Source organism: Lapillicoccus sp., from assembly GCF_025353065.1.
GTDB lineage: Bacteria > Actinomycetota > Actinomycetes > Actinomycetales > Dermatophilaceae > Lapillicoccus.
Map to the genome: position 1 here is coordinate 14,960 of NZ_JANXRJ010000226.1, position 24,909 is coordinate 39,868.

Annotated in this window: 24 protein-coding genes; 16 read left to right on the plus strand and 8 right to left on the minus strand. The window is 71.4% G+C overall.

The annotated features are described in order from the left end of the window. Positions 1 to 191 precede the first annotated feature (191 nt). On the minus strand, positions 192 to 1,019 hold the full coding sequence (locus tag Q0R63_RS17220; RefSeq protein WP_295699988.1) for a sigma-70 family RNA polymerase sigma factor: 828 nt from the start codon (positions 1,017 to 1,019) through the stop codon (positions 192 to 194). Positions 1,020 to 1,090: 71 nt separating this feature from the next. Here Q0R63_RS17220 and Q0R63_RS17225 point away from each other — a divergent pair, with 71 nt between their 5' ends. The 7 genes from Q0R63_RS17225 to Q0R63_RS17255 all read left to right on the plus strand — a co-directional run bounded on the left by Q0R63_RS17225 (position 1,091) and on the right by Q0R63_RS17255 (position 8,128). Continuing rightward, positions 1,091 to 1,351 carry a glutaredoxin family protein gene (locus Q0R63_RS17225; protein WP_295699991.1) on the plus strand — a complete coding sequence of 87 codons (261 nt, stop codon included), beginning with the start codon at positions 1,091 to 1,093 and terminating at the stop codon, positions 1,349 to 1,351. Between the two features lie 222 nt (positions 1,352 to 1,573). Then, positions 1,574 to 2,245, plus strand: a complete 672-nt coding sequence (locus tag Q0R63_RS17230; RefSeq protein ID WP_295699994.1) for a redox-sensing transcriptional repressor Rex — start codon at positions 1,574 to 1,576, stop codon at positions 2,243 to 2,245. Next, positions 2,242 to 3,654 carry a glutamyl-tRNA reductase gene (locus Q0R63_RS17235; RefSeq protein WP_295699996.1) on the plus strand — a complete coding sequence of 471 codons (1,413 nt, stop codon included), beginning with the start codon at positions 2,242 to 2,244 and terminating at the stop codon, positions 3,652 to 3,654. Before Q0R63_RS17230 ends, Q0R63_RS17235 begins: the two co-directional genes overlap by 4 nt. Next, positions 3,651 to 4,685: a hydroxymethylbilane synthase gene (gene hemC / locus Q0R63_RS17240; protein ID WP_295699999.1), complete on the plus strand. Its 1,035-nt coding sequence runs from the start codon at positions 3,651 to 3,653 to the stop codon at positions 4,683 to 4,685. The genes Q0R63_RS17235 and hemC overlap by 4 nt, the downstream gene beginning before the upstream one ends. Beyond that, entirely contained in the window at positions 4,682 to 6,316 is a 1,635-nt protein-coding gene (locus tag Q0R63_RS17245) for a bifunctional uroporphyrinogen-III C-methyltransferase/uroporphyrinogen-III synthase (protein WP_295700002.1), read from the plus strand. Before hemC ends, Q0R63_RS17245 begins: the two co-directional genes overlap by 4 nt. After that, positions 6,316 to 7,287, plus strand: coding sequence for a porphobilinogen synthase (hemB, locus tag Q0R63_RS17250; RefSeq protein ID WP_295700004.1), 972 nt, complete (start codon positions 6,316 to 6,318; stop codon positions 7,285 to 7,287). Before Q0R63_RS17245 ends, hemB begins: the two co-directional genes overlap by 1 nt. 172 nt (positions 7,288 to 7,459) lie before the next feature. Continuing rightward, entirely contained in the window at positions 7,460 to 8,128 is a 669-nt protein-coding gene (locus Q0R63_RS17255) for a class I SAM-dependent methyltransferase (protein WP_295700007.1), read from the plus strand. 109 nt (positions 8,129 to 8,237) lie between these two features. Here Q0R63_RS17255 and Q0R63_RS17260 read toward each other — a convergent pair whose 3' ends face one another. Next, positions 8,238 to 9,266, minus strand: coding sequence for a type IV toxin-antitoxin system AbiEi family antitoxin domain-containing protein (locus Q0R63_RS17260; protein ID WP_295700009.1), 1,029 nt, complete (start codon positions 9,264 to 9,266; stop codon positions 8,238 to 8,240). Between the two features lie 341 nt (positions 9,267 to 9,607). Further along, positions 9,608 to 10,138, minus strand: coding sequence for a YceI family protein (locus Q0R63_RS17265; protein ID WP_295700011.1), 531 nt, complete (start codon positions 10,136 to 10,138; stop codon positions 9,608 to 9,610). A 121-nt stretch (positions 10,139 to 10,259) separates the two neighbouring features. Here Q0R63_RS17265 and Q0R63_RS17270 point away from each other — a divergent pair, with 121 nt between their 5' ends. From Q0R63_RS17270 to Q0R63_RS17305, 8 genes are all read left to right on the plus strand, one after another. Continuing rightward, positions 10,260 to 10,766 (plus strand): MarR family transcriptional regulator, encoded by a 507-nt coding sequence (locus Q0R63_RS17270; RefSeq protein WP_295700015.1) that lies wholly within the window; start codon positions 10,260 to 10,262, stop codon positions 10,764 to 10,766. Between the two features lie 90 nt (positions 10,767 to 10,856). Then, positions 10,857 to 12,224, plus strand: a complete 1,368-nt coding sequence (gene hemL, locus Q0R63_RS17275; RefSeq protein WP_295700018.1) for a glutamate-1-semialdehyde 2,1-aminomutase — start codon at positions 10,857 to 10,859, stop codon at positions 12,222 to 12,224. After that, the gene (locus Q0R63_RS17280) at positions 12,221 to 12,874 is read left to right on the plus strand and encodes a histidine phosphatase family protein (protein ID WP_295700021.1); all 654 of its coding nucleotides are present in this window, start codon (positions 12,221 to 12,223) and stop codon (positions 12,872 to 12,874) included. The genes hemL and Q0R63_RS17280 overlap by 4 nt, the downstream gene beginning before the upstream one ends. Beyond that, the gene (locus tag Q0R63_RS17285; protein WP_295700024.1) at positions 12,871 to 13,521 is read left to right on the plus strand and encodes a TlpA disulfide reductase family protein; all 651 of its coding nucleotides are present in this window, start codon (positions 12,871 to 12,873) and stop codon (positions 13,519 to 13,521) included. Before Q0R63_RS17280 ends, Q0R63_RS17285 begins: the two co-directional genes overlap by 4 nt. Positions 13,522 to 13,549: 28 nt before the next feature. After that, complete coding sequence (locus tag Q0R63_RS17290; protein ID WP_295700027.1) at positions 13,550 to 14,335, plus strand: cytochrome c biogenesis protein CcdA; 786 nt, start codon at positions 13,550 to 13,552, stop codon at positions 14,333 to 14,335. After that, a complete protein-coding gene (locus Q0R63_RS17295) occupies positions 14,335 to 16,065 on the plus strand; it encodes a cytochrome c biogenesis protein ResB (RefSeq protein WP_295700029.1) in 1,731 nt (576 codons plus the stop codon). The genes Q0R63_RS17290 and Q0R63_RS17295 overlap by 1 nt, the downstream gene beginning before the upstream one ends. A 12-nt stretch (positions 16,066 to 16,077) precedes the next feature. Then, positions 16,078 to 17,109 (plus strand): c-type cytochrome biogenesis protein CcsB, encoded by a 1,032-nt coding sequence (gene ccsB / locus Q0R63_RS17300; protein ID WP_295700032.1) that lies wholly within the window; start codon positions 16,078 to 16,080, stop codon positions 17,107 to 17,109. 15 nt (positions 17,110 to 17,124) lie between these two features. Continuing rightward, positions 17,125 to 17,412, plus strand: a complete 288-nt coding sequence (locus tag Q0R63_RS17305) for a DUF4229 domain-containing protein (RefSeq protein ID WP_295700035.1) — start codon at positions 17,125 to 17,127, stop codon at positions 17,410 to 17,412. Positions 17,413 to 17,524: 112 nt separating this feature from the next. On the opposite strand, the gene Q0R63_RS17310 is transcribed toward Q0R63_RS17305, so the two are convergent. The 5 genes from Q0R63_RS17310 to Q0R63_RS17330 form a co-directional block, all read right to left on the minus strand. Continuing rightward, on the minus strand, positions 17,525 to 18,556 hold the full coding sequence (locus Q0R63_RS17310) for a type IV toxin-antitoxin system AbiEi family antitoxin domain-containing protein (RefSeq protein ID WP_295700038.1): 1,032 nt from the start codon (positions 18,554 to 18,556) through the stop codon (positions 17,525 to 17,527). A 155-nt stretch (positions 18,557 to 18,711) separates the two neighbouring features. Then, positions 18,712 to 19,674, minus strand: coding sequence for a 1,4-dihydroxy-2-naphthoate polyprenyltransferase (locus tag Q0R63_RS17315; RefSeq protein ID WP_295700040.1), 963 nt, complete (start codon positions 19,672 to 19,674; stop codon positions 18,712 to 18,714). Positions 19,675 to 19,748: 74 nt separating this feature from the next. Beyond that, positions 19,749 to 20,003 carry a PLD nuclease N-terminal domain-containing protein gene (locus Q0R63_RS17320; RefSeq protein WP_295700043.1) on the minus strand — a complete coding sequence of 85 codons (255 nt, stop codon included), beginning with the start codon at positions 20,001 to 20,003 and terminating at the stop codon, positions 19,749 to 19,751. Further along, a complete protein-coding gene (gene menE, locus Q0R63_RS17325; RefSeq protein WP_295700045.1) occupies positions 20,003 to 21,211 on the minus strand; it encodes an o-succinylbenzoate--CoA ligase in 1,209 nt (402 codons plus the stop codon). Before menE ends, Q0R63_RS17320 begins: the two co-directional genes overlap by 1 nt. A 64-nt stretch (positions 21,212 to 21,275) precedes the next feature. Further along, on the minus strand, positions 21,276 to 22,679 hold the full coding sequence (locus Q0R63_RS17330; protein WP_295700048.1) for a class II fumarate hydratase: 1,404 nt from the start codon (positions 22,677 to 22,679) through the stop codon (positions 21,276 to 21,278). A 78-nt stretch (positions 22,680 to 22,757) separates the two neighbouring features. Here Q0R63_RS17330 and malQ point away from each other — a divergent pair. Then, positions 22,758 to 24,909, plus strand: a 2,152-nt coding sequence (gene malQ, locus Q0R63_RS17335; RefSeq protein ID WP_295700052.1) for a 4-alpha-glucanotransferase, incomplete at its 3' end; no start/stop codon positions are given.

A 24,909-nucleotide genomic window follows, 5' to 3' on the forward strand; every position in this document is an offset into this window, starting at 1 on the left:
ATCCCTCCTCGGGTGCAGATTCCAGCGGTCCGCGGAGACGTCGGGCCGGTCGGCCGACGTGGCGCTCGGTCGTCCCGAGACCGCGCGGCGGGTGGTCACCGGGACAACGAGCGGAGGGGTGGCAGGTTACGCGCGAACCTGGGGTGGGGGGTGCGGGCGCCATCGAACCAGGGGTGGGGGGTGTCGTCATCTCAGAGCACCTCGTCACCGATCTCGCGCCGCAGGGCGCGGACCGCCCGCAGCTGCAGCTGCTTCACCGCGCCCTCCGACGTGGCGAGCACCTCGGCGGTCTCGGCCAGGGACAGGCCCTGGAAGAACCGGAGCACCAGGCACTCGGCCTGCTGGGGCTTCAGCACCCGGACCGCCTCGACGAGACGCGTGTCGCGCATCCGCTCGAGCACCTCGGTGTCGGGCGCCTCGACGCTGGTGTCGGCGTCGAACATGTCCGCCGTCGTCACCTCCAGCCGGAACCTCGCCGACTTCGCGTTGTCGGTGATGAGGTTGCGGGCGATGGTGATGAACCAGGCAGCGATGTCGCGGCCCTGCCACGAGAAGGAGTCGATCCGCCGCAGTCCGCGGATGAACGTCTCCGAGGTGAGGTCCTCGGCGGTCTGCCGTGATCCGACCCGCGCGTAGACGTAGCGGTAGACCGTGTCGACGTAGAGCTCGTAGAGCTGGCCGAACGCCTCGCCGTCGCCCCGCTGGGCGAGCTCCACCAGTGCCGCTACCCGGTCCAGCCCGGCCGGCATCGACCCCGCAGGTATGTCGCCGCGCGGCCCCGTCGCGCCCGTGCCGGCTCCGGTTCCGGTGTCGGCCCGATCGGCGACGCTGAGCGCCATCCGCAGGTCCTGGAGGAAGCGCTCGGTGGTGGGCCCCATCGCGTGTCCGACGGTCCCCGCCGGGCCGAGCGACCCGATCGCGGCGGCGACCCCTTCGACCGCGACGGCCGGCCCGACCCACCCCGCGACGCCCCCATGTCGTCGACGCGGGGTTCGGGGCTTCGGCAGGGACAGGGGCATCGCCCGTATTGTCCCCCTTTTGACAGCGGTTGTCTGCCTCGCTCCCCACGCGCACCCGGCACAATGTGGTCATGAGTACGGAACTGCCCGGACCGCGCGCCAGGATCACCCTCGTCAGCCGTCCGGGATGCCATCTGTGCGATGACGCCAGGGTCGTCATCGAGGCGGTGGCCGCCCGGCAGGGCGTCGGGTGGCGGGAGCTGTCCATCGACGACGACGCGGAGCTGCGGGCCCGCTATGCCGAGCAGATCCCGGTGACCCTCGTCGACGGGGTGCAGCACGACTTCTTCCGGGTGTCCGCTGAGCGGCTGACGGCCGCTCTGACCTCCTGAAACGTCCCGATAAGGGCGCCAGAGGCCCCGCCTGCCGTGAGTCCAGTCACAGCGTGCGCGGGGGAGGCTGGCGGAGCACGTCGGTGCTGCCTGCGCAACTTTGTGCCCGCGTTCACAAACGCTTACGCTAGGGAGATCCACGCGCTCCGGTCCTGCCCGGACGACGTCCTCATCCGGACGTCCACCGGCCCGGCCACCAGTGAAAGGAGCCGGTGAGCGACTGTGTCCGCCGACCCCGCGATCCGTCGGGACATTCCTGACGCGACGGTTGCCCGGCTGCCCGAGTATCTCCGCGCCCTCTCGGACGTCGCCGACCGCGGGATCTCCTCGGTCTCCTCCGAAGAGCTGGCCCAGGCCGCGGGGGTGCGTTCGACCCAGCTCCGCAAGGATCTCAGTCACCTCGGGTCCTACGGCATCCGGGGGGTCGGTTACGAGGTCGAGCACCTCGCCCTGGAGATCTCGCGGGCGCTGGGGCTGACGCAGGACTGGCCCGTGGCGATCGTCGGGATGGGCAACCTGGGTCGCGCGCTCGCGGCATACAGCGGGTTCGCCACCGGCGGCTTCCACGTCGCCGCGGTCTTCGACGAGGACGCCGCGCTGGCCGGTGCGCTCGTCGCCGACCTGCCTATCAGCCCGATGACCGACCTCGCCCTCCTCGTGCGTGAACGCGGCATCACCATCGGCGTGATCGCCACCCCGGCCGCCTCGGCCCAGAGCGTCTGCAACGCCCTGGTGGAGGCGGGGGTCCGCTCGCTCCTCAACTTCGCCCCGCTCGTGCTCGTCGTCCCGGACGACGTCGACGTGCGCCGGGTCGACCTCTCGACCGAGCTCCACGTGCTGGCCTTCCACGAGCAGCGCAAGAGCCTCCCACCCGAGCTGGGGGTGGCGCGGTGAGCGTCCTCGTCATCGGCCTGTCGCACCACACCGCTCCGCTCTCGCTGCTCGAGGCCGCCGCCGCGACCGACCCGGCGGTGCTGGTGGAACAGGTCAAGGCGTCCGACGCCATCGGCGAGGTCGTCGTCGTCTCCACCTGCAACCGCCTCGAGGTGTATGCCGAGTCGCTCACCTTCCACGGCGCGGTCGCCGCGATCGGCGAGGTCCTCGGTGCCGCTGCCGGGGTCTCGATCGGCGACCTCAGCTCGCACCTCTACGTGCACTTCGAGGACCGCGCCGTGGCGCACGCGTTCGCGGTCGCCTGCGGGCTCGACTCGATGGCCGTCGGCGAGGCCCAGGTGCTCGGCCAGCTGCGTGAGGCACTGCGGAGCGCCCAGCGCGCCGGCACGGCCGGACCGTCGCTGAACTCGTTGTTCCAGCAGGCCCTGCGCGTCGGCAAGCGGGCGCACGCTGAGACGGCCATCGACCGGGTCAGCCACTCGCTCGTCGAAGCGGGCCTCGAGGCTGCTGCCGAGATGCTCGGTCCGTTGTCCACGGCCCGCGTCCTCGTCGTCGGCGCGGGCGGCATGAGCAGCCTCGCGGCGACGACGGTCGCCCGCCGCGGGGTCGGGCAGCTCACCATCGTCAACCGCACGGAGGCGAAGGCCCACCGGCTCGCCGGGTCCCTGGCCGGGACCGCCGACGTGCAGGCCCGGCCGCTCGCCGACCTCGACGCGGCGCTCGCGCACGCAGACGTCGTCATCACCTCGACGGGATCGCTCGGCTACCTCGTGACCGCTGCCCAGGTGGCGGCGGCCCGCGGGAGCGTCACGGCCGATGCCTCTGCCGGCGCCCGTGTCGGGCGCCAGGTCTTCCTCGACCTCGCCCTGCCGCGTGACGTCGACCCCGAGGTCGCCCTCCTCGACGGTGTCAGCGTGATCGGGCTCGACGACCTGGGCGCCCGCCTCGCGGACGACGCCGCGACCTCGACCCTCCCCGAGGTGCAGGCGGTGACCGACCTCGTGACCGCCGAGGTCGCGGCATACCTCACCGGCCGGATGGAGCAGGCGGCCCTGCCGACCGTCGCGGCCCTGCGCTCGCGGGCGCACGAGGTCGTCGACGCGGAGATGGCGAGGCTCGACCAGAAGCTGCCCGACATCGATGCGGTGACCCGCGCCGAGATGCAGCGCACGGTCCACCGCATCGTCGAGAAGCTGCTCCACAAGCCGACCGTGCGCATCAAGGAGCTGACCAGCGAGGGTCACGGCGGCGACTACGCGGCGGCACTGCGCGAGCTCTTCGACCTCGACCCCTACGACGTGGCCGCCGTCTCGGTTCCCCCTGCGAGCCCTGCGGTGCCCGGGACGACCGGTGTCGCAGGAGTCCAGCAGGGCCGTGGGACAACGGATTCCGGGGGCGGAGAGTCATGATGCTCCGTCTCGGCACCCGTCGCAGCACCCTCGCGATGACCCAGTCGACCCTCGTCGCCGACCAGCTGCGGGCCGCGGGCCATGCCGTCGAGCTCGTCGAGATCACCACCCACGGCGACACGAGCTCGGAGCACCTCACCCTGATCGGGGGCACCGGCGTCTTCAGCGCGGCCATCCGGCACGCGCTCCTCGCCGGCGAGATCGACCTCGCCGTCCACTCGCTCAAGGACCTGCCGGTGGTGCCCGAGCCCGGCCTCGTCGTCGCCGCGATCCCGCTGCGGGCCGACGCGCGAGACGCTCTCGTCGCCCGCGACGGCCTCACCCTCGGCGAGCTCCCCGAGGGAGCCGTCGTCGGCACCGGGTCGCCGCGGCGGGCCGCGCAGCTGCGGGCCCTCGGCCTCGGCCTCGACGTGCGGCCGGTGCGCGGCAACGTCGACACCCGCATCGGGCTCGTCACCTCGGGGCGCTGCGACGCGGTCGTGCTCGCCCGCGCCGGACTGCTGCGCATCGGTCGTCTCGCCGAGGTCACCGAGGTGCTCGACCCGATCCAGGTCCTCCCGGCTCCCGGGCAGGGCGCCCTCGCCGTCGAGTGCCGCGCCGACCGCACCGACCTCCTGCCCGTGCTCGCGGCCCTCGACGACGCCGACTCCCGGACCACGACCACCGCCGAGCGCGCCCTGCTGGCCGCGCTCGAGGCGGGGTGCACCGCGCCGATCGGCGCGCTGGCCGAGGTCGTCGAAGGTGTCGACGGGGTGGAGCTGTCGCTGCGGGCCTTCGTCGGCTCCGAGGACGGTTCCGCCGAGCTGCGTCGCTCCCTCGTCGGGTCCGTGGACGAGCCGGCCGACCTCGGTCGGCGACTCGCCCTGATCCTCCTCGAGGACGGCGCGGCCGACCTCGCCGTCACGCTCGACCCCGACCCCCCCGGACGGGTCGAGCTTCCCGAGCTGCCCGACGGGGTACCCATACCGCCGAGAGCGCATCCCGACCCCGCCACTGCACGCCCCCACCACGACTCGGAGCAGGTCTCGTGAGCATCACCACTTCCCAGAGCACGTCCGCACGGAGCAAGCGTCCCGGTCGGGTCGCCTTCGTCGGCGCCGGACCCGGTGACCCGGGACTGCTCACCCTGCGTGCGCGCGACTACCTCGCCGCGGCCGACGCCCTCGTGATCGACCAGGTCAACCGCGACGACATGGTCGCGCGCCACGCCCGGCCCGACGTGGAGATCATCGACGCCGGGCACGGCGAGCACGGCGAGGAGCTGACCCGCGCCTCGCGCGCCAAGATCCTGGTGCGCGCGGCCAAGACGGTGGGTCCCGACGGCCTCGTCGTGCGCCTCATGGACGGCGACCCGGCGATGTTCAACGGCTTCGCCGAGGAGGCACTGGCGCTGCGCAAGGCCGAGATCCGCTTCGACGTCGTGCCGGGAGTCAGCGCGGTCACCGCGGTGCCCACGTATGCCGGGGTGCCCCTCACGTCGCGCACCTCCAGCGTCGTGCACATCGTCAATGCGGCCGAGCACAAGCACGACTGGGCGCCGGCCGTGCCCGACCACGTCACCGTCGTCATCCTCGGGATGCCGGACACCCTGGCCGGCGCCCTCGCGGCGCTGCGTGACGCCGGCCGCTCCGACGAGACGCCGGTCGCGCTCACCGAGCGCGGCACGACGACCCAGCAGGTCACGCACGTCACGACTCTCGGTGCGGTCGCCGAGCTGCTGCGCGCGACCCGGGTCCGCTTCCCGTCGCTCGCCGTGGTCGGTCAGACCGTGGCGATGCGCGAGCAGCTGTCGTGGTTCGAGACCAAGCCGCTCTTCGGCTGGAACGTCCTCGTCCCGCGCACCAAGGACCAGGCTGGCGCCACGATCGAGCGCCTCGCGTCCTACGGCGCGAGCGCCGACGTCGTCCCCACGATCTCGGTCGAGCCGCCGCGCACCCCGCAGCAGATGGAACGGGCGATCAAGGGCCTGGTCACCGGCCGCTACGAGTGGGTCGGCTTCACCTCGGTCAACGCGGTGCGGGCGGTGCGCGAGAAGTTCGACGAGTTCGGTCTGGACGCGCGGGCGTTCTCCGGCCTCAAGATCGCGGCCGTGGGTGGTGTCACCGCCGACGCGCTGCGCCAGTGGGGCCTCATACCCGACCTCCTGCCGGTCCAGGACCATTCTGCCGCAGGGCTGCTCGCCGAGTGGCCCGACTACGACGCGGTGCTCGACCCCATCAACCGGGTCTTCCTCCCGCGGGCCGACATCGCCACCGACACCCTCGTGGCCGGCCTCGAGGCGATGGGGTGGGAGGTCGACGACGTCACGGCATACCGCACCGTGCGCGCCGCACCGCCGGCCGCCGAGGTGCGTGACGCCATCAAGTCGGGCAAGTTCGACGCGGTCGTCTTCACCTCGTCCTCGACCGTGCGCAACCTCGTGGGCATCGCCGGCAAGCCGCACCCCTCCACCGTCGTCGCGGCCATCGGCCCGGCCACCGCCAAGACGGCACAGGAGCACGGGCTACGGGTCGACGTCCTCGCCCCCGAGGCGTCCTCGGACTCGCTCATCGACGCGTTGGCGGCGCACGGTCTCGGGCTCGCACTCGCTGCCGCCGAGGCCGGCGAGCCGTTGCGTCGCCCGAGCGAGAAGAAGCCCAGCTCGCGGCGCCGGGCGAAGTAGTGCCCGTCATCCGGCCGCGGAGGCTGCGGCAGAACGCCGCGGTCCGCGCCCTCGTGGCGCAGACGCGGCTCCACCCGCGCAACTTCGTGCTGCCCGTCTTCGTCAAGGAGGGGGCGACCGCCCCGGTGCCGATCACGAGCATGCCGGGGGTCGTGCAGCACAGCCTCGAGTCGCTCGAGGCGGTGGCGAAGGAATGCGTGGCCGTCGGCATCGGCGGGCTGATGGTCTTCGGGGTGCCGCTGGAGAAGGATGCGACCGGCTCCGGCGGGACCGACCCCGACGGCATCCTCAACGTCGCGCTGCGCCGGGTGCGCGCCGCGTGCGGCGACGACCTGGTCCTCATGTCCGACCTGTGTCTCGACGAGTTCACCGACCACGGGCACTGCGGGGTCCTCGACGAGCACGGCCGGGTCGACAACGACGCGACGCTCGTCCGCTACGCCGAGATGGCCGTCGCCCAGGCGCGGGCCGGCGCCCACGTCGTCGGGCCCAGCGGCATGATGGACGGCCAGGTCGCAGTGGTGCGCGCGGCCCTCGACGGCGCCGACTTCGAGGACGTCATCATCCTGGCGTATGCCGCGAAGTACGCCTCGGGCTTCTACGGCCCCTTCCGTGAGGCCGTGCAGAGCTCGCTCGAGGGCGATCGCTCGACCTACCAGCAGGATCCGGCCAACCTCGCGGAGGCGATCCGCGAGATCCAGCTCGACCTCGACGAGGGGGCCGACATCGTCATGGTGAAGCCCGGGCTGCCCTACCTCGACGTCATCGCCGAGGCCGCCGCGCTCTCGACGGTGCCGGTCGCGGCATACCAGATCTCGGGGGAGTACTCCATGATCGAGGCGGCCGCCGCCAACGGCTGGATCGACCGCAAACGCTGCGCCCTCGAGGCCCTGACCTCGATCCGCCGCGCCGGCGCGCAGATCATCCTCACCTACTACGCCCTCGAAGCCGCGGAGTGGCTCCGCACCTGACCTAGCCCGACCTAGCCCGACCTAGCCCCCCGCCGCCACCCCCCCCAAACCCCGCTTGTTGCTTCTGAATGGCCTGAAGTTGGGGGTTTTGTCGCCACTTCGGTCACTCCGGAAGCAAGAAGGCGGGAGCGGTGGGTGGCTTGACGGGTCCCGCACGTCGGAGACTCGTGGGGTGAACCCTGACGAGCTGACCCGGTCCTTCGCCGCCGACCCCCGGAACGCCGCCGACCCGACGGCGTGGTTCGACCAGCTGTATACCGCTGCCGGAGCTGGCGCGGCCGAGGTGCCCTGGGACCGCGGTCAGCCCAATGTCCTGCTCGTCGAGTGGGTCGATCGCGAGCAGCCCCCAGCCACCGGGCGGACGGTCGTCGTCGGTGCGGGCTACGGACGCGACTCCGAATACCTCGCCGGGCTCGGTTTCACGACAACGGCTTTCGACATATCACCTGCCGCGGTCGGGCAGACGAAGAAGCGGTTCCCGGACTCCCTCGTCGAGTATGCCGTGGGCGACCTTCTCGCGCTGCCCGCGGCGTGGCGTGGCGGCTTCGACCTCGTCGTGGAGAGCATGACGGTGCAGGCCCTGCCCGAGCCGCCGCGGGACCCTGCGATCAGCGGGGTCGTCTCGCTCGTCGCTCCCGGCGGCACGCTGCTCGTCATCGCCGCGGGCCACGACGGACCGGCAGCCGATCGCGACGCCCTCGACACCCCGCCCTGGCCGCTGCTGCGCGAGGAGGTCGAGTCGTTCGCGCGGGACGGCCTCGAGATGGTGTCCCTCGAACGCGTCGTCATGCCCACCGACCCCGGTATCCCCCGCTGGCGCGCCACCCTCCGCCGCCCCTGAACCGAGCGGAGCCACGCCCCCAATCCCCGCCCCTTGCTTCGGGATGGCCCGAATGTGGCGATCAACGGTGGATTCGGGCCGTTCGAAAGCAAGGAGCGGGCGGGTGAGGTCACCACGTGGGCGCCGCCACGCCCGCTCGCGCGGTATGCCGCGAGAGTGGGCTGCTGACGAAGTGGCCGCGGAAGCGGGAGCCGTCGCCGCGCGAGAAGGCGGATCTCACCGTCGACACGCGATCGGCGTAGGTATCAGTGGGGGCCCACCGGGCGAACTCGAGCCCTAGCCGATGAACGCGTTCCTCACGCTGCTTCTCGGCCAGGACGGCTCGCGCCGCGGCCAGGGCGGAGGGACCGTCCTCGTCGAACTCGCCTAGGTATTTGCCTGCGCCATCAGCCTCACCGACGACGCCTTCGGCCTGCCACAGACCATCGGTTCGCGCGACGAACTCCCGCTTCTCGTCGAGGACGGTGACCTGGTGCTCGGGCACCGGGATCCCGTCTTTCCACAGTTGGACGAAGGAGGCCGACTCGAACCAGCTCTCCCGCGCCGGGTCGAGGAGCCACAGCCCGGTGTCGGCCTGCCGGATGGACGGCCACCCACGCTCACGATGACGCTGCTCGAGGAGTTGCGGCACCGACGTCAGGTGGCGCCGGACGGCCACATCGGCGATGGCTACGGCGTCACCGAGAGGCAAGGTCCGAAAGCAGTCGATCACCGTCCTGGTCACATCCGTCAGCAGTACCTCACCAAGCATGACCACCTCGTCGGACGACAGCGCACCCGGCTCGAGCCGCGCGAGACCGTTGTGGTTCGCACTCCCGGTGTCGTGATCCGTGGTCTGGGTGATCCACCCCGGCAACCGGCTCGGGACCGGCAGCTCATGCCACAACGCAGCACTGTGGTGGCTGACCGCCGCCCAGGGCCGCTGCCACGAGGCGATCTGAGCGAGCATCAGATGCCGGTCGCGTGCGCTGGCCGCGTCCCAGACCGCGATCTGGACGAAGTAGCCGGCCGCGACCCGCCGAATGAGGTCGTCGCGCACCGCCCGTCGAAGGACCTTGGCGGAGACACCGAGGCGACCGGCGTCCTCGAGGCGGAACGCTGGAGGCAGCGCCAGGAGGGCGTTCGGCAAACTGACCATGCCGAGACGATGGCAGTGTCTGCCGGCCCGGGTAAGACCACGCCGCGGGGCTGTGGATCGTGGGATTTGTGGGACGAGGGTGTGGACAACCCGAGGTGAGTCGAGGAGTTGAGCTCAGGCCGTGGCATACCAAACCCGGCTTCTTGCTTCGCAAGGGCCCGTTTTCGCCATCTCAACCCTCGCTTCGGGCGCTCTCGAAGCAACAAGCGGGTCGTGAGTCGGACCGGGCGTGTCTACACCGCAGACGAAGAGGTGGCCGCACCCGACAGGGGGTTCCGGTGCGGCCACCTCGGTTCGATGTCCCTCGTGGCGCGGTCGGCAGCCGTTCGGGAGCCGGGGCATCAGCCCTTGAGGAGCTCGATGTCGAGCGTGATCTTGACCTTCTCGGCGACGAGCACGCCACCGCCCTCGATGGCGGCGTTCCAGGTCAGGTCCCAGTCGGTGCGGTTGATCTCGGTGGTCGCCTCGAAGCCGGCCTTGGTGTTGCCCCACGGGTCGGCCGCGACGCCGTTGAACTCGACGTCGAAGGTCACCGGCTTGGTGACGCCCTTGATGGTCAGGTCGCCCACGAGCGCGCCGTCGGTGACGCTGGTCGAGACGAAGGTCATCTCGGGGTTCTTCTCCGTGTCGAAGAAGTCGGGGCTCTTCAGGTGGGTGTCGCGGTCGGCGGACCCGGTGTCCACGGACGCGAGCTGCACCGTGGCGGTGACCTTCGAGTCGGTCGCGGGGGTGCCGACCTCGACGGACCCGGTGAACTCGCTGAACTTGCCGCGCACCTTCGCCACCATGAGGTGGCGCACGGAGAACGAGAGCTCGCTGTGCGCGGGGTCGACGGTCCAGGTGCCGGCAGTGAGGTCATTGAGGCTGGGCATGGGTGCAGCTCCTAGGAGAGGTCGATCGGTAGAATGGGTGTCGGACGCGGCGGGTTGACAACCGGCCGAACAAGATTGAACATTAAACCATTCGCCCAGAATTGACAAGGTCGTGGACAGGATGACGTCGAGCGGCCCCCGGTGGCTCAGCCGGAGCGAGCAGAGTGCGTGGCGCGCCTACCTGCGTGGCAGCCGGATGCTCGAGGACGCGCTGGACCGCGACCTGCAGGAGCACGGCCTCCAGCTCACCGAGTACGAGATCATCTCCATGCTCTCCGAGGCCCCTCGTCACCGGTTGCGGATGTCGGAGCTCGCCGAGCTGGTCGTGCAGTCCCGCAGTCGGCTCACCCACACGGCGACCCGGCTCGAGAAGCGTGGGTGGGTCGTCCGCGAGCCGTGCGAGAACGACCGCCGGGGCGTCGAGCTCGTGCTCACCCCCGAGGGTCGTGGCCGCGTCGTCGACGTCTCGGCCGCCCACGTCGAGAGCGTCCGCCGCCACCTCGTCGACCTGCTGTCCCCGGAGCAGTTCCAGGCCGTGGGCGTGGCGATGGCCCAGGTCAGGGACGCCAAGGAGGACGTCGATCCCTACGAGGACGACGATCACGCGGGCATGGCGACCTGGGCCTGACGGCCCGCACTGCCGTCCGGCCAGGTCGGTGTGACGCACCAGCCCCGTACGACCGTCGCGGCGCTCAGGTCGGCTTGCGACAATGGGAGCATGACTTCGACGGCACCGACCGTGACTTCCGCGACGACGCCCTATCCGTATGCCGCGCCCTTCTCCGAGGCGCTCTTCGACCGCGCGCTCGAGGTCACCCCGGGCGGCGTCAACTCCCCGGTGCGGGCGTTCCGCGCCGTCGGCGGCACCCCCCGCTTCATGGCCTCGGCCCGGGGCCCATGGCTCGTCGACGTCGACGGCCGCCGCTACGTCGACCTCATCTGCTCCTGGGGTCCGATGATCCTCGGCCACGCCCACCCCGACGTCGTGGCCGCCGTGCAGGACGCCGCGACACGAGGCTTCAGCTTCGGCACCCCCTCGGAGAACGAGGTCGCCCTCGCGGAGGAGATCGTCTCCCGCGTCGCGCCGGTCGAGCAGGTGCGGCTCGTCAACAGCGGCACCGAGGCGACGATGACGGCGATCCGGCTCGCCCGCGGCTACACCGGTCGCTCGGTCATCGTGAAGTTCGCCGGCTGCTACCACGGGCACGTCGACTCGCTGCTCGCCGCGGCGGGCTCGGGGGTTGCGACCTTCGGGCTCCCCGACTCCGCCGGCGTCCCCGCCTCGTCGGCTGCTGAGACGATCGTGTTGCCCTACAACGACATCGGCGCCCTCGAGGCGGCGTTCGCCGAGCGCGGGGGAGAGATCGCCGCGGTCATCACCGAGGCAGCCGCCGGCAACATGGGCGTCGTCCCGCCGGGTCCCGGCTTCACCGAGGCGCTGCGCCGGGTCACGAGCGCCCACGGCGCGCTGCTGGTCTCCGACGAGGTGATGACAGGGTTTCGCTGCTCCCCCTCGGGCTACTACGGCCTCGAGGGCCCGTATGCCGGTGGCCCCCCCGACCTGTTCACCTTCGGCAAGGTCATGGGTGGCGGCTTCCCCGCGGCGGCCTTCGGCGGTCGGGCCTACGTGATGGCGATGCTGTCGCCCGTCGGCCCGGTATACCAGGCCGGCACCCTCTCCGGGAACCCCGTCGCGACCGCCGCCGGCCTCGCGACTCTCCGCGGCTGCACCAGTGAGGTCTACGACCGGCTCGACGTCGTCAGCCGCACGATCGCCGACGCGGCGTCGAGCCAGCTGACCGCCGCCGGTGTGCCGCACGTCGTCCAGTGGGCCGGCTCGATGTTCAGCGTCTTCTTCCGCGACGCCCCGGTGCGGAACTACGACGACGCCAGGGCGCAGTCGACACAAGCGTTTACGGCGTTCTTCCACTCCATGCTCAGCCAGGGGGTCCACCTGCCGCCGAGCGCGTTCGAGGCGTGGTTCGTCAGCGCCGCCCACGACGACGAGGCAGTCGACAGCGTGATCCGCGCGCTTCCGGACGCAGCCCGGGCCGCGGCCCGAGAGTTTGACACAATCGCGTCATGACCACCCCGGAGTCCGAGCGCACCACCGTGCACCTCATGCGCCACGGGGAGGTCCACAACCCCGAGGGCGTGCTCTACGGCCGGCTTCCCGGCTACCACCTGAGCGAGCTCGGTCGGGAGATGGCAGAGACGGTCGCGCGGCACCTCGCCGACCACGACGTCGTGCGGGTCGTCGCGTCGTCGCTCGAGCGCGCCCAGGAGACCGCGACCCCGGTCGCCGAGTCACACGGCATACCGATCACGACCGACGACCGGGTGATCGAGGCGGGCAACTGGTTCGAGGGGCGCACCTTCGGCGTCGGGGACGGAGCGCTCACCAAGCCCTCGGTCTGGCCCAAGCTCATCAACCCGTTCAAGCCGAGCTGGGGCGAGCCCTACGCCGAGATCGCCGCGCGGATGATCAGTGCGATCGACGACGCCCGCGCCCAGGGACGTGGCCACGAGGTCGTCCTCGTCTCGCACCAGCTGCCCGTGTGGACGGTCCGCAACAAGCTCGAGGGCAAGCGGCTGTGGCACGACCCGCGTCGGCGCGAGTGCTCGCTGGCCTCCCTGACCTCGCTCGACTACGAGGGCGACACGCTCCGCTCGATCACCTACAGCGAGCCGGCAGCCGGGTTGCTCGAGAGGGCCCGCAAGAAGGCGGGCGCATGACCCTCGACGCCAACCGCCCAGCTCCCGTATGCCGCGTGCCCGGCCGACGTCGTCGCCTGGCGGCTGCGACCCTGGTGACGCTCACCCTGTTGTCCGTCGCCGCCTGCTCCAGCGACCCCAACTCCATTGCGGCGCAGGCCAAAGCGGGCGACAACAAGGGCTTCGTCGCCGGGGACGGGACGGTCGAGCAGCTCGCCGTGCCGCAGCGGGGCGCGCCCCTCCAGCTCACTGGCACGACGGTGACCGGAGCCGACTGGTCGATGGCCAAGGACGCCGGCGGCAAGGTCGTCGTCGTCAACGTCTGGGGCTCCTGGTGCGGCCCGTGCGTCGAGGAGATGCCACACCTGCAGACGGTGTGGTCGGCCTACGCTGCGGCCAAGAAGCCGGTCGCCTTCATCGGCGTGGACATCAACGAGCCCCCCGCCACGGGGGCGAGCTTCCTTCAGGTCAACGGCGTCACCTACCCCTCGATCAACAACCAGGCCAGCAACGCCCAGCCGATGCTCGCCCTGCAGGGCAAGGCGGCGGCAACCCCGACGACACTGGTGCTCGACCGGCAGGGGCGTATTGCCGCCCGCGTGCTCGGCGCCACGACCGTGAGCACGCTGACCGCTCTCGTCGACGACGTGCTTGCCGAGAAGGCCTGAGCCGCAACGTGATCCGAAGACCACCCCCATGCTGACCCTCGCCTCCTCCCTGCCCCAGGACTCGATGATCGCGACCGGGGCGCTGCCGATAGCACTCGTCGTGGCCCTTGCCGCGGGGTTCGTCTCCTTCGCTTCACCCTGCGTCCTCCCACTGGTCCCCGGCTTCCTCGGTTACGTCACCGGATTGTCCGACGTCGCGCTCGAGCAGCGTCGACGCTCACGGCTCGTCCTCGGGGCGCTGCTCTTCGTGCTCGGCTTCGCCGCGGTCTTCATCGTGCTCACCGCACTCTTCGCCTCCGCGGTGAGCCTCACCCTCCGGTCCCACCTCGACGTCCTCACCCGGGTCGGCGGTGTTGTCGTCATCGTCATGGCGGTGGCCTTCCTCGGGCTCGGCGCTCGCGCCGGCCTGCAGCGGTCGGCGGCCCCCCGGTGGCGCGCCCCCGCCGGCCTCGTCGGTGCCCCGCTGCTCGGCGCCATCTTCGCCCTGACCTGGGCGCCGTGCACCGGGCCGACCCTCGCCGCCATCCTCGCGCTCACGACGCCACTGTCGGCCGACGGCGGCGGGGTCGGCCGCGGCATACTGCTCGCGGTGGCCTACTCGCTCGGGCTGGGCGTGCCGTTCCTGCTGATCGCCGCGGGATACTCGAAGGCGGGCACCACCAGCGAGTGGCTGCGCCGCCACCAGCGCCCCATCCACCTCTTCGGCGGCGGCCTGCTGCTCCTGCTGGGCGTGCTCATGGCCACGGGCCTGTGGAACACCTGGATGGTCTGGGTGCAGGCCCATCTCGTCAACTCGTTCGTGACGGTCCTCTGATGTCGACGCGCACCACGCCCCAGACCCCGGCCCCGCCGGAGACCGCGCCCTCGACGCCCTCGTCACCGCCGCCACGGGGGCCGATCACGCAGCCGCGACTCGGCCCTCTCGGCTGGGCGCGCTGGGCCTGGCGCCAGCTCACCTCGATGCGCACCGCCCTCTTCCTGCTCCTGCTGCTGTCCGTCGGCGCGGTGCCCGGGTCGATCTTCCCGCAGCGCTCGATCGACGCGGTCAAGGTCACCGACTACATCGTGGCGCACGCCACGAGCGGCCCGATCCTCGACCGGCTCGGGTTCTTCGACGTCTACGCCTCACCCTGGTTCTCGGCGATCTACCTCCTGCTCGTCGTCTCGCTGATCGGCTGCATCGTCCCCCGCAGCCGGATCCACTGGCACACCCTGCGCTCGAAGCCCCCGCGCGCACCGAAGCGACTCGAGCGTCTCGACGAGCACGTCACCTTCACGTATGCCGGTGAGCCGGCCCAGGTGCTGGAGGCCGCACGAAAGCTGTTGCGGCGTCAGCGATTCCGAGTGGTCGTCAACGCCGACGACTCAGTCAGTGCCGAGAACGGCTACCTCCGCGAGACCGGCAACCTCGTCTTCCACATCGCCATCTGCGTGATCATCGTCGGAGTGGCGATCGGGCACCTCTTCAGCTTCAGGGGCGACGTCATCGTCACCGAGGGCGAGGCGTTCTCGTCGACGGTCTCGTCCTACAACTCCGTCATCCCGGGCCCGCTGACCAACCTCGACCAGCTGCCCCCCTTCACGATCGACCTGCAGAAGCTCGACGTGAAGTTCGAGGAACAGGCCCGGGGCGCGCAGCTGGGGGCGCCGCGCGAGTTCACCGCGCACGTCCAGACCACCGAGAAGCCCGGCGACCAGCCGCAGCAGCAGACGATCAGCCCCAACCACCCGATCACCCTCGACGGCACGGAGGTCTTCCTCCTCGGCAACGGCTATGCGCCGGTGGTGACCGTCAAGGACACCAAGGGCCACGTCCTCTACAGCCAGGCGACGCCATTCCTGGCCCAGGACAACAACTACACCTCGACCGGTGCCATCAAGGTCGGGTCCGCGCGGCCGAAGCAGCTGGCGTTCAGCGGGTTCTTCCTGCCCACGGCCGAGCCGACCTACGCCAACGGACCGGTGTCGATCTTCCCCGACGACCAGAATCCCGAGCTGGCGCTCTCGATCTGGGAGGGTGACCTCTACCCCGGCGGCAGGCCCCAGTCGGTCTACACCCTCAACACGGCGCAGCTCTCCCAGGTGACGAAGGCCGACGGCAGCCCGCTGCTCATCCGGCTGAAGCCCGGCCAGACCTTCACCCTCCCGGGTGACCGGGGCACGATCAGCTTCGACTCGGTGGCGAGGTGGGCCGGGTTGTCGGCGCGCGTCGACCCGGGTCAGGGGCTGACCCTCGCGGCCGCCCTGTTGACCCTCCTCGGGCTGCTCGCGACGCTGCTGGTGCGCCGTCGACGGGTCTTCGTCCGTGCGGTGGCCGCCCCGGACGACCCCTCCGACGCTCCTGCGACCGGGCCGGCCGAGGCGCTGGCGATCCGGCGGGCTGATGGTGCCGACATGCATACCCACTCCCAGCCCTCGAGGGCGGGGGAGGTTTCCGCCGCAGGTGCGATTCCGCGTACCGTGGTAACGATCGGTGGCCTCGCCAAGAACGCCGATCCCGGTCTCGGGACGCTGCTCATCCGGCTGCGCGACGAGTTGACTTAAAGGACGATGAGGATGTCAGCGGATCTGTCGACGGAGCTCGTGACCTACTCCAACCTCGCGCTCTACTCCGCGATGGCGGTGTTCACGGTCGCGATGCTCCTCTTCGCGTTCCACCTGGCGGCGCTCGGCCCGGAGAAGATGGACCGCTCCGTCGCCGCCAGCCGCCCCCGCAAACCGGCCCTCGTCGGCGCCGCGGAGGGCGGCGGCTCGGACCTCGACAGCGATGCCGACCTCCCCGCGGGCGACCTCCCGTCCGGCGGTGGCCCGGACGACGAGCCCGAGACCTCGCTGCGCGCCCGCAAGATGGCCGGGATGGCGATCATGGTGTCGTGGCTCGGCACGCTGCTCGTCGTCAGCTCGGTGGTCATGCGCGGACTCGCCGTGATGCGGCCGCCGTGGGGCAACATGTTCGAGTTCGCGGTCGCCGGGGCGGCCGCGGTCGCGCTGGCCTTCTGTATCCTGGTGCGCCGCAACCACTGGGAGTGGCTCGGCCTGTTCGTCATCGGGCCGGTCCTGCTGACGCTCGGGCTCGCTCTCTTCGCCTTCTACACCGAGGCCGCCGAGCTCGTCCCGGCCCTGAAGAGCGTCTGGCTCGTCATCCACGTCACCGTCGCGATCCTCGCGGTCGGCGTCCTCACGATCGGCTTCTCGGTCGGCATCGTCTACCTCGTCAAGAAGAGGCGCGAGGAGAGCCCGTCCGACCGGCGCAACTTCATGGAGACCCTGCCGTCCGCCGCGCGCCTGGAGCGCACGGCATACGGGCTCAACATGGTGGGCTTCATCCTGTGGACCTTCACGCTGATCGCCGGGGCGATCTGGGCGCAGAAGGCGTGGAGCTCCTACTGGACGTGGGACCCCAAGGAGGTCTGGACGTTCGTCATCTGGGTCGTGTACGCCGCCTACATGCACGCGCGGGCGACCGCCGGCTGGGAGCCGCGCAAGGCCATGACGATCGCCCTCGTGGGCTACGTCTGCGTCATCCTCAACTTCACCCTCGTGAACCTCGTCTTCACCGGGCTGCACAGCTACTCCGGGTTGAAGTAGGCCGCGCGCCGCACCATGAAGAACACCGTCCTGCGCTTCACCCTGATGCGGCTGATGATCTTCTTCGGCTGCCTGCTCGTCTTCTGGCTGCTCGGCCTGCGGAGCCAGGACCAGCAGCCGTGGCTGCTCCTCGCCTCGGCCGTGACGTCGGTGATCCTGTCCTACTTCCTGCTACGCCGCGAGCGTGACCGGATGTCCGAGCGGATCGCCGAGACGGTCGACCGGCGTCTGCAGGCCCGCCGCGAGGGCGTCCACGGTGAGGACGAGGACGCCGAGGACGCCGAGCTCGAGGGCGGCCGCTGACCCCTGACCCGCCACCCCCCTGCTGCGTTCCAAACACACGTTTTGTCAAGTCTCAGGCCCCCCGGATGCTGGAGACTGAACAAAACGTGTGCTTGGAACGGGGAAGGGGGGCTCACGTGAGCCGAAGGCCCTCGTCCGGGAGCAGGCGGAACGATCCGGTGAACCGAGACGCCGAGCCCACCTGACGTCGTTCGCGCACCCGGCGTCGGATCAGCTCGCTTTCGTGCAGCAGATGGTGCAGGCCGAATCGGACGCGTTCCAGACCGAGGTCACCCACTCGGTCGAACCGGTCCTTCTCCGCCTCCCACGCGGACGCCGCATCCACCACCCCGTCCTTCGGCAGGGCGTATTTCGTCTTGCCGTCGATCTCGAGGACCGTGCCCTCGTCCTCCCACCCGGCGTCAGCCCGGGCGACGAACGTCTTTCGGGCGTCGAGGATGATCAGCTGCGGTGTCGGTGGATCGATCTCCCAGTCGTCGAACTTCACCGCAGCGAAGGACTCCAGCCATGACTCCCGTCGACCGTCGACCAAGGGCGCGGCGACGTCGGCCCTCATGGCCCGCCCCTTCCAGTGGCACTGCATGGCGAGCTCGGCGGTGATGTCATCGGGAGTGGCCAGTCGGAGATGCAGCGCCGCGTCGGCAATGGGCACGCTCACCTCGGCGCGAAACATCCGTAGGCAGTCCGCGACGGTGCGTGACACCGTCGTGACGAGGAGCTCCGACACGATGTCCACGTCCGTGTCGTAGGAGTCGGCGTGATGGATCCAGAGACCACGACGACGACGGGTGCGGGCAACTCGGCGCTCGAGATCCGTCAGGTGAATGGTGTCGACCGGCCCGAGCGGCAGAGGAAGGCCGAGGGCTGCCGCCGCAGTCAGATGGCTGACGACGTAACCCGGCCCACGCATACTCAGGGCCGCTCGGGCTGATAGCAAGGCGTGGGCGGCACGCTGCCGTGGCGCAACTGGCGTGGCCAGCTCGTACAGGCCGTTCCGCACTCGCCTCACGGTGCCCGATCGGACGAGCCCCCGGAGCCGGTAGTCGCTGAGCCCCAGCGTGAGTGCGTCGACTCGGGTGAAGACGGGGGGTAGCTCCGGGTGCTCCATCTGCCCGAGGATGTCGAGCATTCTCGGGCGCGTCACCGGGCAGGACGTGGCCTGTGGATAGTGGGACGAACGACGGGGGCCCTGTGGACAGACTCACCGGTTCCAAGCACACGTTTTGTCAAGTCTCCGGCCCTGGGGGCCGGCAGAACTTAACAAAACGGGTGTTTGGAACGCAAAGGGGGAGAGGGGGGTCAGAGGTGGGGGGCGGCGGCGATGCCGACGGCCAGCAGGGCCGACCAGACGAGCTGGAAGCGGCCGGTCCCCGCGAGGACGGGGATGAGGTCGCGGCCGGTGGCGCCGGAGCGCAGGACCCGCAGCAGCGGCCGGGCCAGCCCGTATGCCGCGAGCGCGAGGAGCGCCGTCGGCGCACCGGCGGCGGCCCCACCCCCGACGCCACCACCCCCGGCACCCGCTCCACCGCCGGCTCCACCGCCGGTGCCGGTCCAGCCCAGCGCGGCGCAGCCGAGCACCACGACGAGCGACACGGCGACGAGGGCGAGGTAGAGCCGGCGCGTGCCCCGGTCACCGAGCCGGACCGCCAGCGTCCGCTTCCCGTGCTCGACGTCGGTGGGGATGTCACGCAGGTTGTTGGCGACGAGGATCGCGGACGCGAGGGCGCCGACGCCGACCGATCCGAGGGCGCCGGTCCAGGTCACGCCCCCCTCCTGGACGTATTCGCTGCCGAGGGTCGCCACGAGCCCGAAGAACACGAAGACGAAGACCTCGCCGAGACCGCGATAGCCGTAGGGCCGCGACCCGCCCGTGTAGTACCAGGCGGCGACGATGCAGACCGCGCCGACGAGGAGCAGCCACCACGCCTGGCTGATCGCCACCAGGGTGAGCCCTGCGAGCCCCGCGAGCCCGAAGAAGCCGAAGGCCGCGACCTTCACCTCGCCCGGCGCCGCGAGCCGCTGTCCGACCAGCCGGATCGGCCCGACCCGGACCTCGTCGGTGCCGCGGATCCCGTCGGAGTAGTCGTTCGCGTAGTTGACCCCGATCTGCAGGGCCAGTGACACGACGAGGGCGAGGACCACCTCGGCCCAGCCGGCCCGCCCGACGGCGTATGCCGCGCCGGTGCCGACCGCGACGGGGGAGAAGGCGACGGGGAGCGTGCGGGGGCGGGCGCCGCCCACCCACTCGGAGAAGCTGGCCAACGCGGCTCTTTCGTCAGGGGACTTCGGGATCGGGGGGTGCCGCCTCGGTGGTGCTGGTGACGCGGGCGAGGAGGTCAGAGACCGCGCAGGAAGTCCGGGTCGTCCTCGGGGCCCTTGGGCCCGGACACCGGCCGCCGTCTCGGCGGCACGCTGCGTTCGCGGCCGGTGATGAGCCAGGCGATGGGACCGATCCACGGGATGAGGATCACGAGGACGATCCAGAAGATCTTGGGGATGTGCTTGACCTGGTCGTCGGGGGTCTGGATGCAGTCCACGAGGGCGTAGATCGTCAGCGCGAGGCTCAGCAGGGGAACGACGAAACGCAGCATCAGCTCCTCCTCCCTGGTCCGGGCTCCATTGTCTCATCCTCGGCCTGCGCCTCGAACGCGGCGACGAGGGCGCGGCGGTCGGGTTTGCCGGGTCCCCGCTGGGGGATCCCGTCCACGATGAGGACCCGACGCGGGAGGGCGTGGTCCGGCAGCAGGCCCCGCAGGCACTCCCGCACCTCGGGGAGCGTCAGCACCGGCGCGCCGTGCTGCAGGGTCAGGGCGGCGGACACCGCCTCCCCCCAGACCGGGTGGCTGCTGCCCACGACCACCGCGTCGCGGACGCCCGGGACGTAGCGGACGATCGCGTCCTCGACGGCGCCCGGGGCCACCTTCAGGCCCCCGGTGTTGATGAAGTCGTCGGCCCGGCCGGTGATCCGGAGCAGCCCGTCCTCGCCGAACTCCCCGAGGTCGTCGGTGCGGAACCACCGCGTGCCGTCGGCGTCGACGGTGAACACGTCCGCGGTGAGGCCCGGCTGGCCGAGGTAGCCGTGCGCGACGGTCGCCCCCCCGAGGACGACGTGGTGGTCGTTGTCGATGTGCACCTGGCTGACGGGGAGCGGGGACCCGTCGTAGACGCAGCCCCCGGCCGTCTCGCTCATGCCGTAGGTGCGGACCAGACAGATGCCGGCCGCCCGCGCAGCGGCGAGCACCGTCTCCGGTGTCGCAGCCCCACCCACCAGGACCCCGTCGTATGCCGCGAGGGCGGCGACGCCCGCCGGGTCGTCGAGCAGCCGGGTCATCTGGGTCGGGACGAGTGCGGTGTAGCACCGACCCGGTGCCCGCTGCCGCAGCGCGCCGGTGGCGTCGACGAATCCCCCTGCGGTGAAACCGTCCTCGATGTCGAGGAACTCCGGTGTCGTGCCCGCGACGAGCGACCGCACGAGCACCTGGATCCCGGCGATGTGGGTGGCCGGCATGGCGAGCAGCCAGCTGCCGACGCCACCGAGCACCTCGTGGGTGGCCGTCGCGGAGGCGACGAGGTTGTCGACGGTGAGCAGGGCACGCTTGGCCATCCCGGTCGAGCCCGAGGTCCCGACCACGAGGGCGAGGCGGTCGGGCAGGTGGGTGTCGGACGCGAGGTGCGGGGCGGGGCCCTCGGCGGCATACGGGGCGACGGGGGCGGATCCTCCGAGCGCGACCTCGAGCGGGGCCATGACGGCGGCCGCGCGCCGGCCCGCTCCGATGGCGAGCGCCTGCGGTGCGGTCATGGACGGGAGCCTACGTCCGCCCCGGCCGGAGCTCCCGGGAGGGGCGAGCCTTAGCGGTGACTGGTCAGGGCCGGCGGGTCATCGACAGCACGTCGAGGGCGGCGTCGAGCTGCTCCTCGGTGACCTTGCCGTCGGCGACGAAACCCTTGTCGATGACGACCTGCCGGATCGTCTTCCCCTCCTTCAGCGCCGTCTTCGCGACGGCCGCCGCGTTCTCGTAGCCGAGGAAGCGATTGAGCGGCGTGACGATGCTCGGGGAGCTCTCGGCCAACATCCGCGAGTGGTCCTCGTGGGCGACGATCCCATCGACGCACCGGTCGGCGAGGACGCGAGCAGCGTTGGCCAGCAGGCGGATCGACTCGAGGACGTTGCGGGCCATCACCGGCATCATCACGTTCAGCTCGAACGTGCCCTGCAGGCCGGCCACCGCGATGGTCGTGTCGTTGCCGATGACCTGCGCGCACACCATGACGGTGGCCTCGCAGATGACGGGGTTGACCTTGCCCGGCATGATCGACGAGCCCGGCTGCAGGTCGGGGATCGCGATCTCTCCCAGGCCTGCCCGCGGACCGGAGCCCATCCAGCGCAGGTCGTTGCAGATCTTCGTCAGGCTGACCGCGGTGGTCTTGAGGGCGCCGCTCGCCTCGACGAGCCCGTCGCGTGCACCCTGGGCCTCGAAGTGGTTCCGTGCTTCGGTGAGGGGCAGCCCCGTCTCCGTGGCCAGCAGCCCGATCACCCTCTCCGCAAAGCCTCGTGGCGTGTTGATGCCGGTGCCGACGGCGGTGCCGCCGAGGGGGAGCTCCGCGACCCGGGGGAGGGTCGCCTCGACGCGCTCCACGGCATACCGGATCTGGGCGGCATACCCCCCGAACTCCTGGCCCATCGTCACCGGGGTCGCGTCCATCAGGTGGGTGCGGCCGGCCTTCACCACGCCGTCGAGCTCGACGGCCTTGCGCTCCAGCGACTCGGCGAGGTGGACGAGCCCCGGCACGAGGTCGTCGACGAGCGCGGCCGTGGTGGCGAGGTGGACGGCCGTCGGGAAGACGTCGTTGCTGCTCTGCGAGGCGTTGACGTGGTCGTTGGGGTGGACCGGTCTGCCGAGGGCGTTCGTGGCCAGCGTCGCCACGACCTCGTTGGTGTTCATGTTGCTCGAGGTGCCCGAGCCGGTCTGGAAGGTGTCGATGGGGAACTCGGCGTCGCGGCTGCCACTGGCGACCTCCGCGGCTGCCGCGACGATCGCCTGGGCGACGTCGGCCTCGATGACGCCGAGCTCGGTGTTGACCCGCGCCGCGGCGCCCTTGACCCGCCCCAGGGCGGCGATGAGGGCCGGCTCGATCGGCGTCCCCGAGATGGGGAAGTTCTCGACCGCCCGCTGGGTCTGCGCCTGCCACAACGCTTCTCGCGGGACGCGCACCTCGCCCATGGTGTCGTGCTCGATCCGGTATGCCGTGTCGTCGCTGCCGCTCATGGTCCCAGTCTCCCCCGCCAGGCGACCCCGGCGGAACGCGCCCCCACCGCCTCGCTGCCCGGCTGGCAGGATGCACGCATGGAGACCTCGCCGCCCTCGGGTCCGCTCGTCGAGCTGGCGCACGCGCACGGGGTGGCGACCGACTACTGGGACTGGCAGGGGCGCCCGGCGCCGGTCGAGGCCGACACGATCGTCGAGATCCTGCGTGCGCTCGACGTCCCGGCCGCGACCGACGACGAGGTGTCTGCCTCCCTCGCCGACCTCGAGACGCGCGCGTGGCGACGCACCCTGCCCCCGACGGTCGTGTGCCGCGAGGGGTGGACGCCCTGGGTGCCCGTGCACGTGCGCCACCGCAGTGCCATCGACCTCGTCATCGAGCTCGAGGACGGCTCGGTCCGCGCGGCTCAGCCCGTGGAGCACCTCGTGGAGCCGAGGTGGGTCGACGGGGTCGAGATGGGTGAGGCGACCTTCGTGCTGCCGGGCGACCTTCCGCTCGGATGGCACCGGCTCGTGGCGCGCACCGCTTCCGAGCCCCTGCTCGCCGACTCGACGACCGCCACGCTCGTCGTCACGCCGCAGCGGCTGACGTTGCCGCCCGGGCTGGGGCAGCAACGGGTCGTGGGCCTGATGACCCAGCTCTACCAAGCCCGCTCGCGCAGATCCTGGGGCGTGGGCGACCTCGCCGACCTCGCCGACCTCGGCTCGTGGGCGAGCGCCGAGCACGGCGCCGACTTCGTGCTCGTCAACCCCGTGCACGCCGCCGAGCCGGTCGCCCCGATGGAGCCGTCTCCCTACCTCCCGGTGACCCGTCGTTTCCTCAACCCCCTCTACCTGCGGATCGAGGACATCCCCGAGCTCGCGCAGCTGGATCCCTTTGCGCACCACCGGACCCAGGAGCTCGGCCGGGTCGGCCGCAGCCTGAACTCCGGCGACGGGATCTACCGGGACGCGACGTGGTCGCTCAAGCGCGAGGCGCTCGGGATCCTGCACGCCGTGCCACTCTCGGGGGCACGGGCCCGCGCCTACCGCCGGTTCCGTGACGTCGAGGGCGACGGGCTCACCTCGTATGCCACGTGGTGCGCCATCGCGGAGGAGCACGGCCTGCCGTGGGCGGGGTGGCCGGCGGAGCTGCGCGACCCCGCGAGCCCGGAGGTCGCGGCATACCGCGCAGCCCAGGCGGACGTCGTCGACCTCCACGCCTGGATGCAGTGGCTGATGGCCGAGCAGATGGCCGCCGTTCAGTTCGCGCTGAAGCGGTCCGGGATGCTTCTGGGGGTCATCGAGGACCTGGCCGTCGGCGTCAACCCGGACGGGTCCGATGCCTGGAGCCTCGCCGACGTGCTGGCCCGCGGGGTCAAGGTCGGCGCGCCGCCCGACCAGTTCAACCAGCTCGGGCAGTCCTGGGGCCAACCTCCCTGGCGGCCGGATCGACTTGCGGAACAGGGCTATCGGCCCTTTCGCGATGTGGTGCGGACGGCTCTGCGGGACTCCGGCGGGCTGCGCATCGACCACGTCATCGGGCTCTTCCGGCTGTGGTGGATCCCGGAGGGGGCGACGCCAGACCGCGGGACCTACGTGCGTTACGACCACGAGGCGCTCATCGGCATCTTCGTCCTCGAGGCGCAGCGCGCGGGCGCCGTCGTCATCGGCGAGGACCTCGGGGTCGTCGAGCCGATGGCGCGTGACTACCTCCTGGAGCGGGGCCTGCTCGGCACCTCGATCCTGTGGTTCGAGTGGGACGCCGACACCCCGCGACCGCCGGAGCGCTACCGCGACCTCTGCCTCTCCTCGGTGACGACGCACGACCTGCCCCCGACCGCGGGCTACCTCGCCCTCGAGCACGTCGCGATCCGTGAGCGGCTCGGCCTGCTCACGCGCACGGTCGAGGAGGAGGAGGAGTCCGAGCTCGAGGCGATCGAGCGGGTCCGGGCCGCGCTGGTCGAGCGCGGCCTGCTCGATCCGGAAGCCGACGCGAGCGACCGGGAAGCGTTCCTGGTGGCCCTCCACCGTTGGCTCGCACTGTCCCCGAGCCGTCTGCTCGCGGTCGCGCTCGCCGATCTCGTCGGCGACCGACGCGCGGTCAACCAGCCGGGCACGACGGACGAGTACCCCAACTGGCGGGTGCCGCTCACCGGCCCCGACGGCGCGATGATCGACCTCGACGACGTGACGTCCGGCGGCGCGGCCGACGCCCGCGCCACGCGACTCTTCGCGGCCCTGCGCGGCGACT

Excerpts from the sequence above, each read along its gene's own strand:
- Q0R63_RS17260 (WP_295700009.1), bottom strand. The coding sequence starts at position 9,266 with ATGGTCAGTTTGCCGAACGCCCTCCTGGCGCTGCCTCCAGCGTTCCGC.
- hemC (WP_295699999.1), top strand. The coding sequence starts at position 3,651 with ATGATGCTCCGTCTCGGCACCCGTCGCAGCACCCTCGCGATGACCCAG.
- Q0R63_RS17290 (WP_295700027.1), top strand. The coding sequence starts at position 13,550 with ATGCTGACCCTCGCCTCCTCCCTGCCCCAGGACTCGATGATCGCGACC.
- Q0R63_RS17225 (WP_295699991.1), top strand. The coding sequence starts at position 1,091 with ATGAGTACGGAACTGCCCGGACCGCGCGCCAGGATCACCCTCGTCAGC.
- menE (WP_295700045.1), bottom strand. The coding sequence starts at position 21,211 with ATGACCGCACCGCAGGCGCTCGCCATCGGAGCGGGCCGGCGCGCGGCC.
- Q0R63_RS17330 (WP_295700048.1), bottom strand. The coding sequence starts at position 22,679 with ATGAGCGGCAGCGACGACACGGCATACCGGATCGAGCACGACACCATG.
- Q0R63_RS17295 (WP_295700029.1), top strand. The coding sequence starts at position 14,335 with ATGTCGACGCGCACCACGCCCCAGACCCCGGCCCCGCCGGAGACCGCG.
- Q0R63_RS17220 (WP_295699988.1), bottom strand. The coding sequence starts at position 1,019 with ATGCCCCTGTCCCTGCCGAAGCCCCGAACCCCGCGTCGACGACATGGG.
- Q0R63_RS17320 (WP_295700043.1), bottom strand. The coding sequence starts at position 20,003 with ATGCTGCGTTTCGTCGTTCCCCTGCTGAGCCTCGCGCTGACGATCTAC.
- Q0R63_RS17280 (WP_295700021.1), top strand. The coding sequence starts at position 12,221 with ATGACCACCCCGGAGTCCGAGCGCACCACCGTGCACCTCATGCGCCAC.
- hemL (WP_295700018.1), top strand. The coding sequence starts at position 10,857 with ATGACTTCGACGGCACCGACCGTGACTTCCGCGACGACGCCCTATCCG.
- Q0R63_RS17285 (WP_295700024.1), top strand. The coding sequence starts at position 12,871 with ATGACCCTCGACGCCAACCGCCCAGCTCCCGTATGCCGCGTGCCCGGC.
- Q0R63_RS17305 (WP_295700035.1), top strand. The coding sequence starts at position 17,125 with ATGAAGAACACCGTCCTGCGCTTCACCCTGATGCGGCTGATGATCTTC.
- Q0R63_RS17265 (WP_295700011.1), bottom strand. The coding sequence starts at position 10,138 with ATGCCCAGCCTCAATGACCTCACTGCCGGCACCTGGACCGTCGACCCC.
- Q0R63_RS17270 (WP_295700015.1), top strand. The coding sequence starts at position 10,260 with ATGACGTCGAGCGGCCCCCGGTGGCTCAGCCGGAGCGAGCAGAGTGCG.
- ccsB (WP_295700032.1), top strand. The coding sequence starts at position 16,078 with ATGTCAGCGGATCTGTCGACGGAGCTCGTGACCTACTCCAACCTCGCG.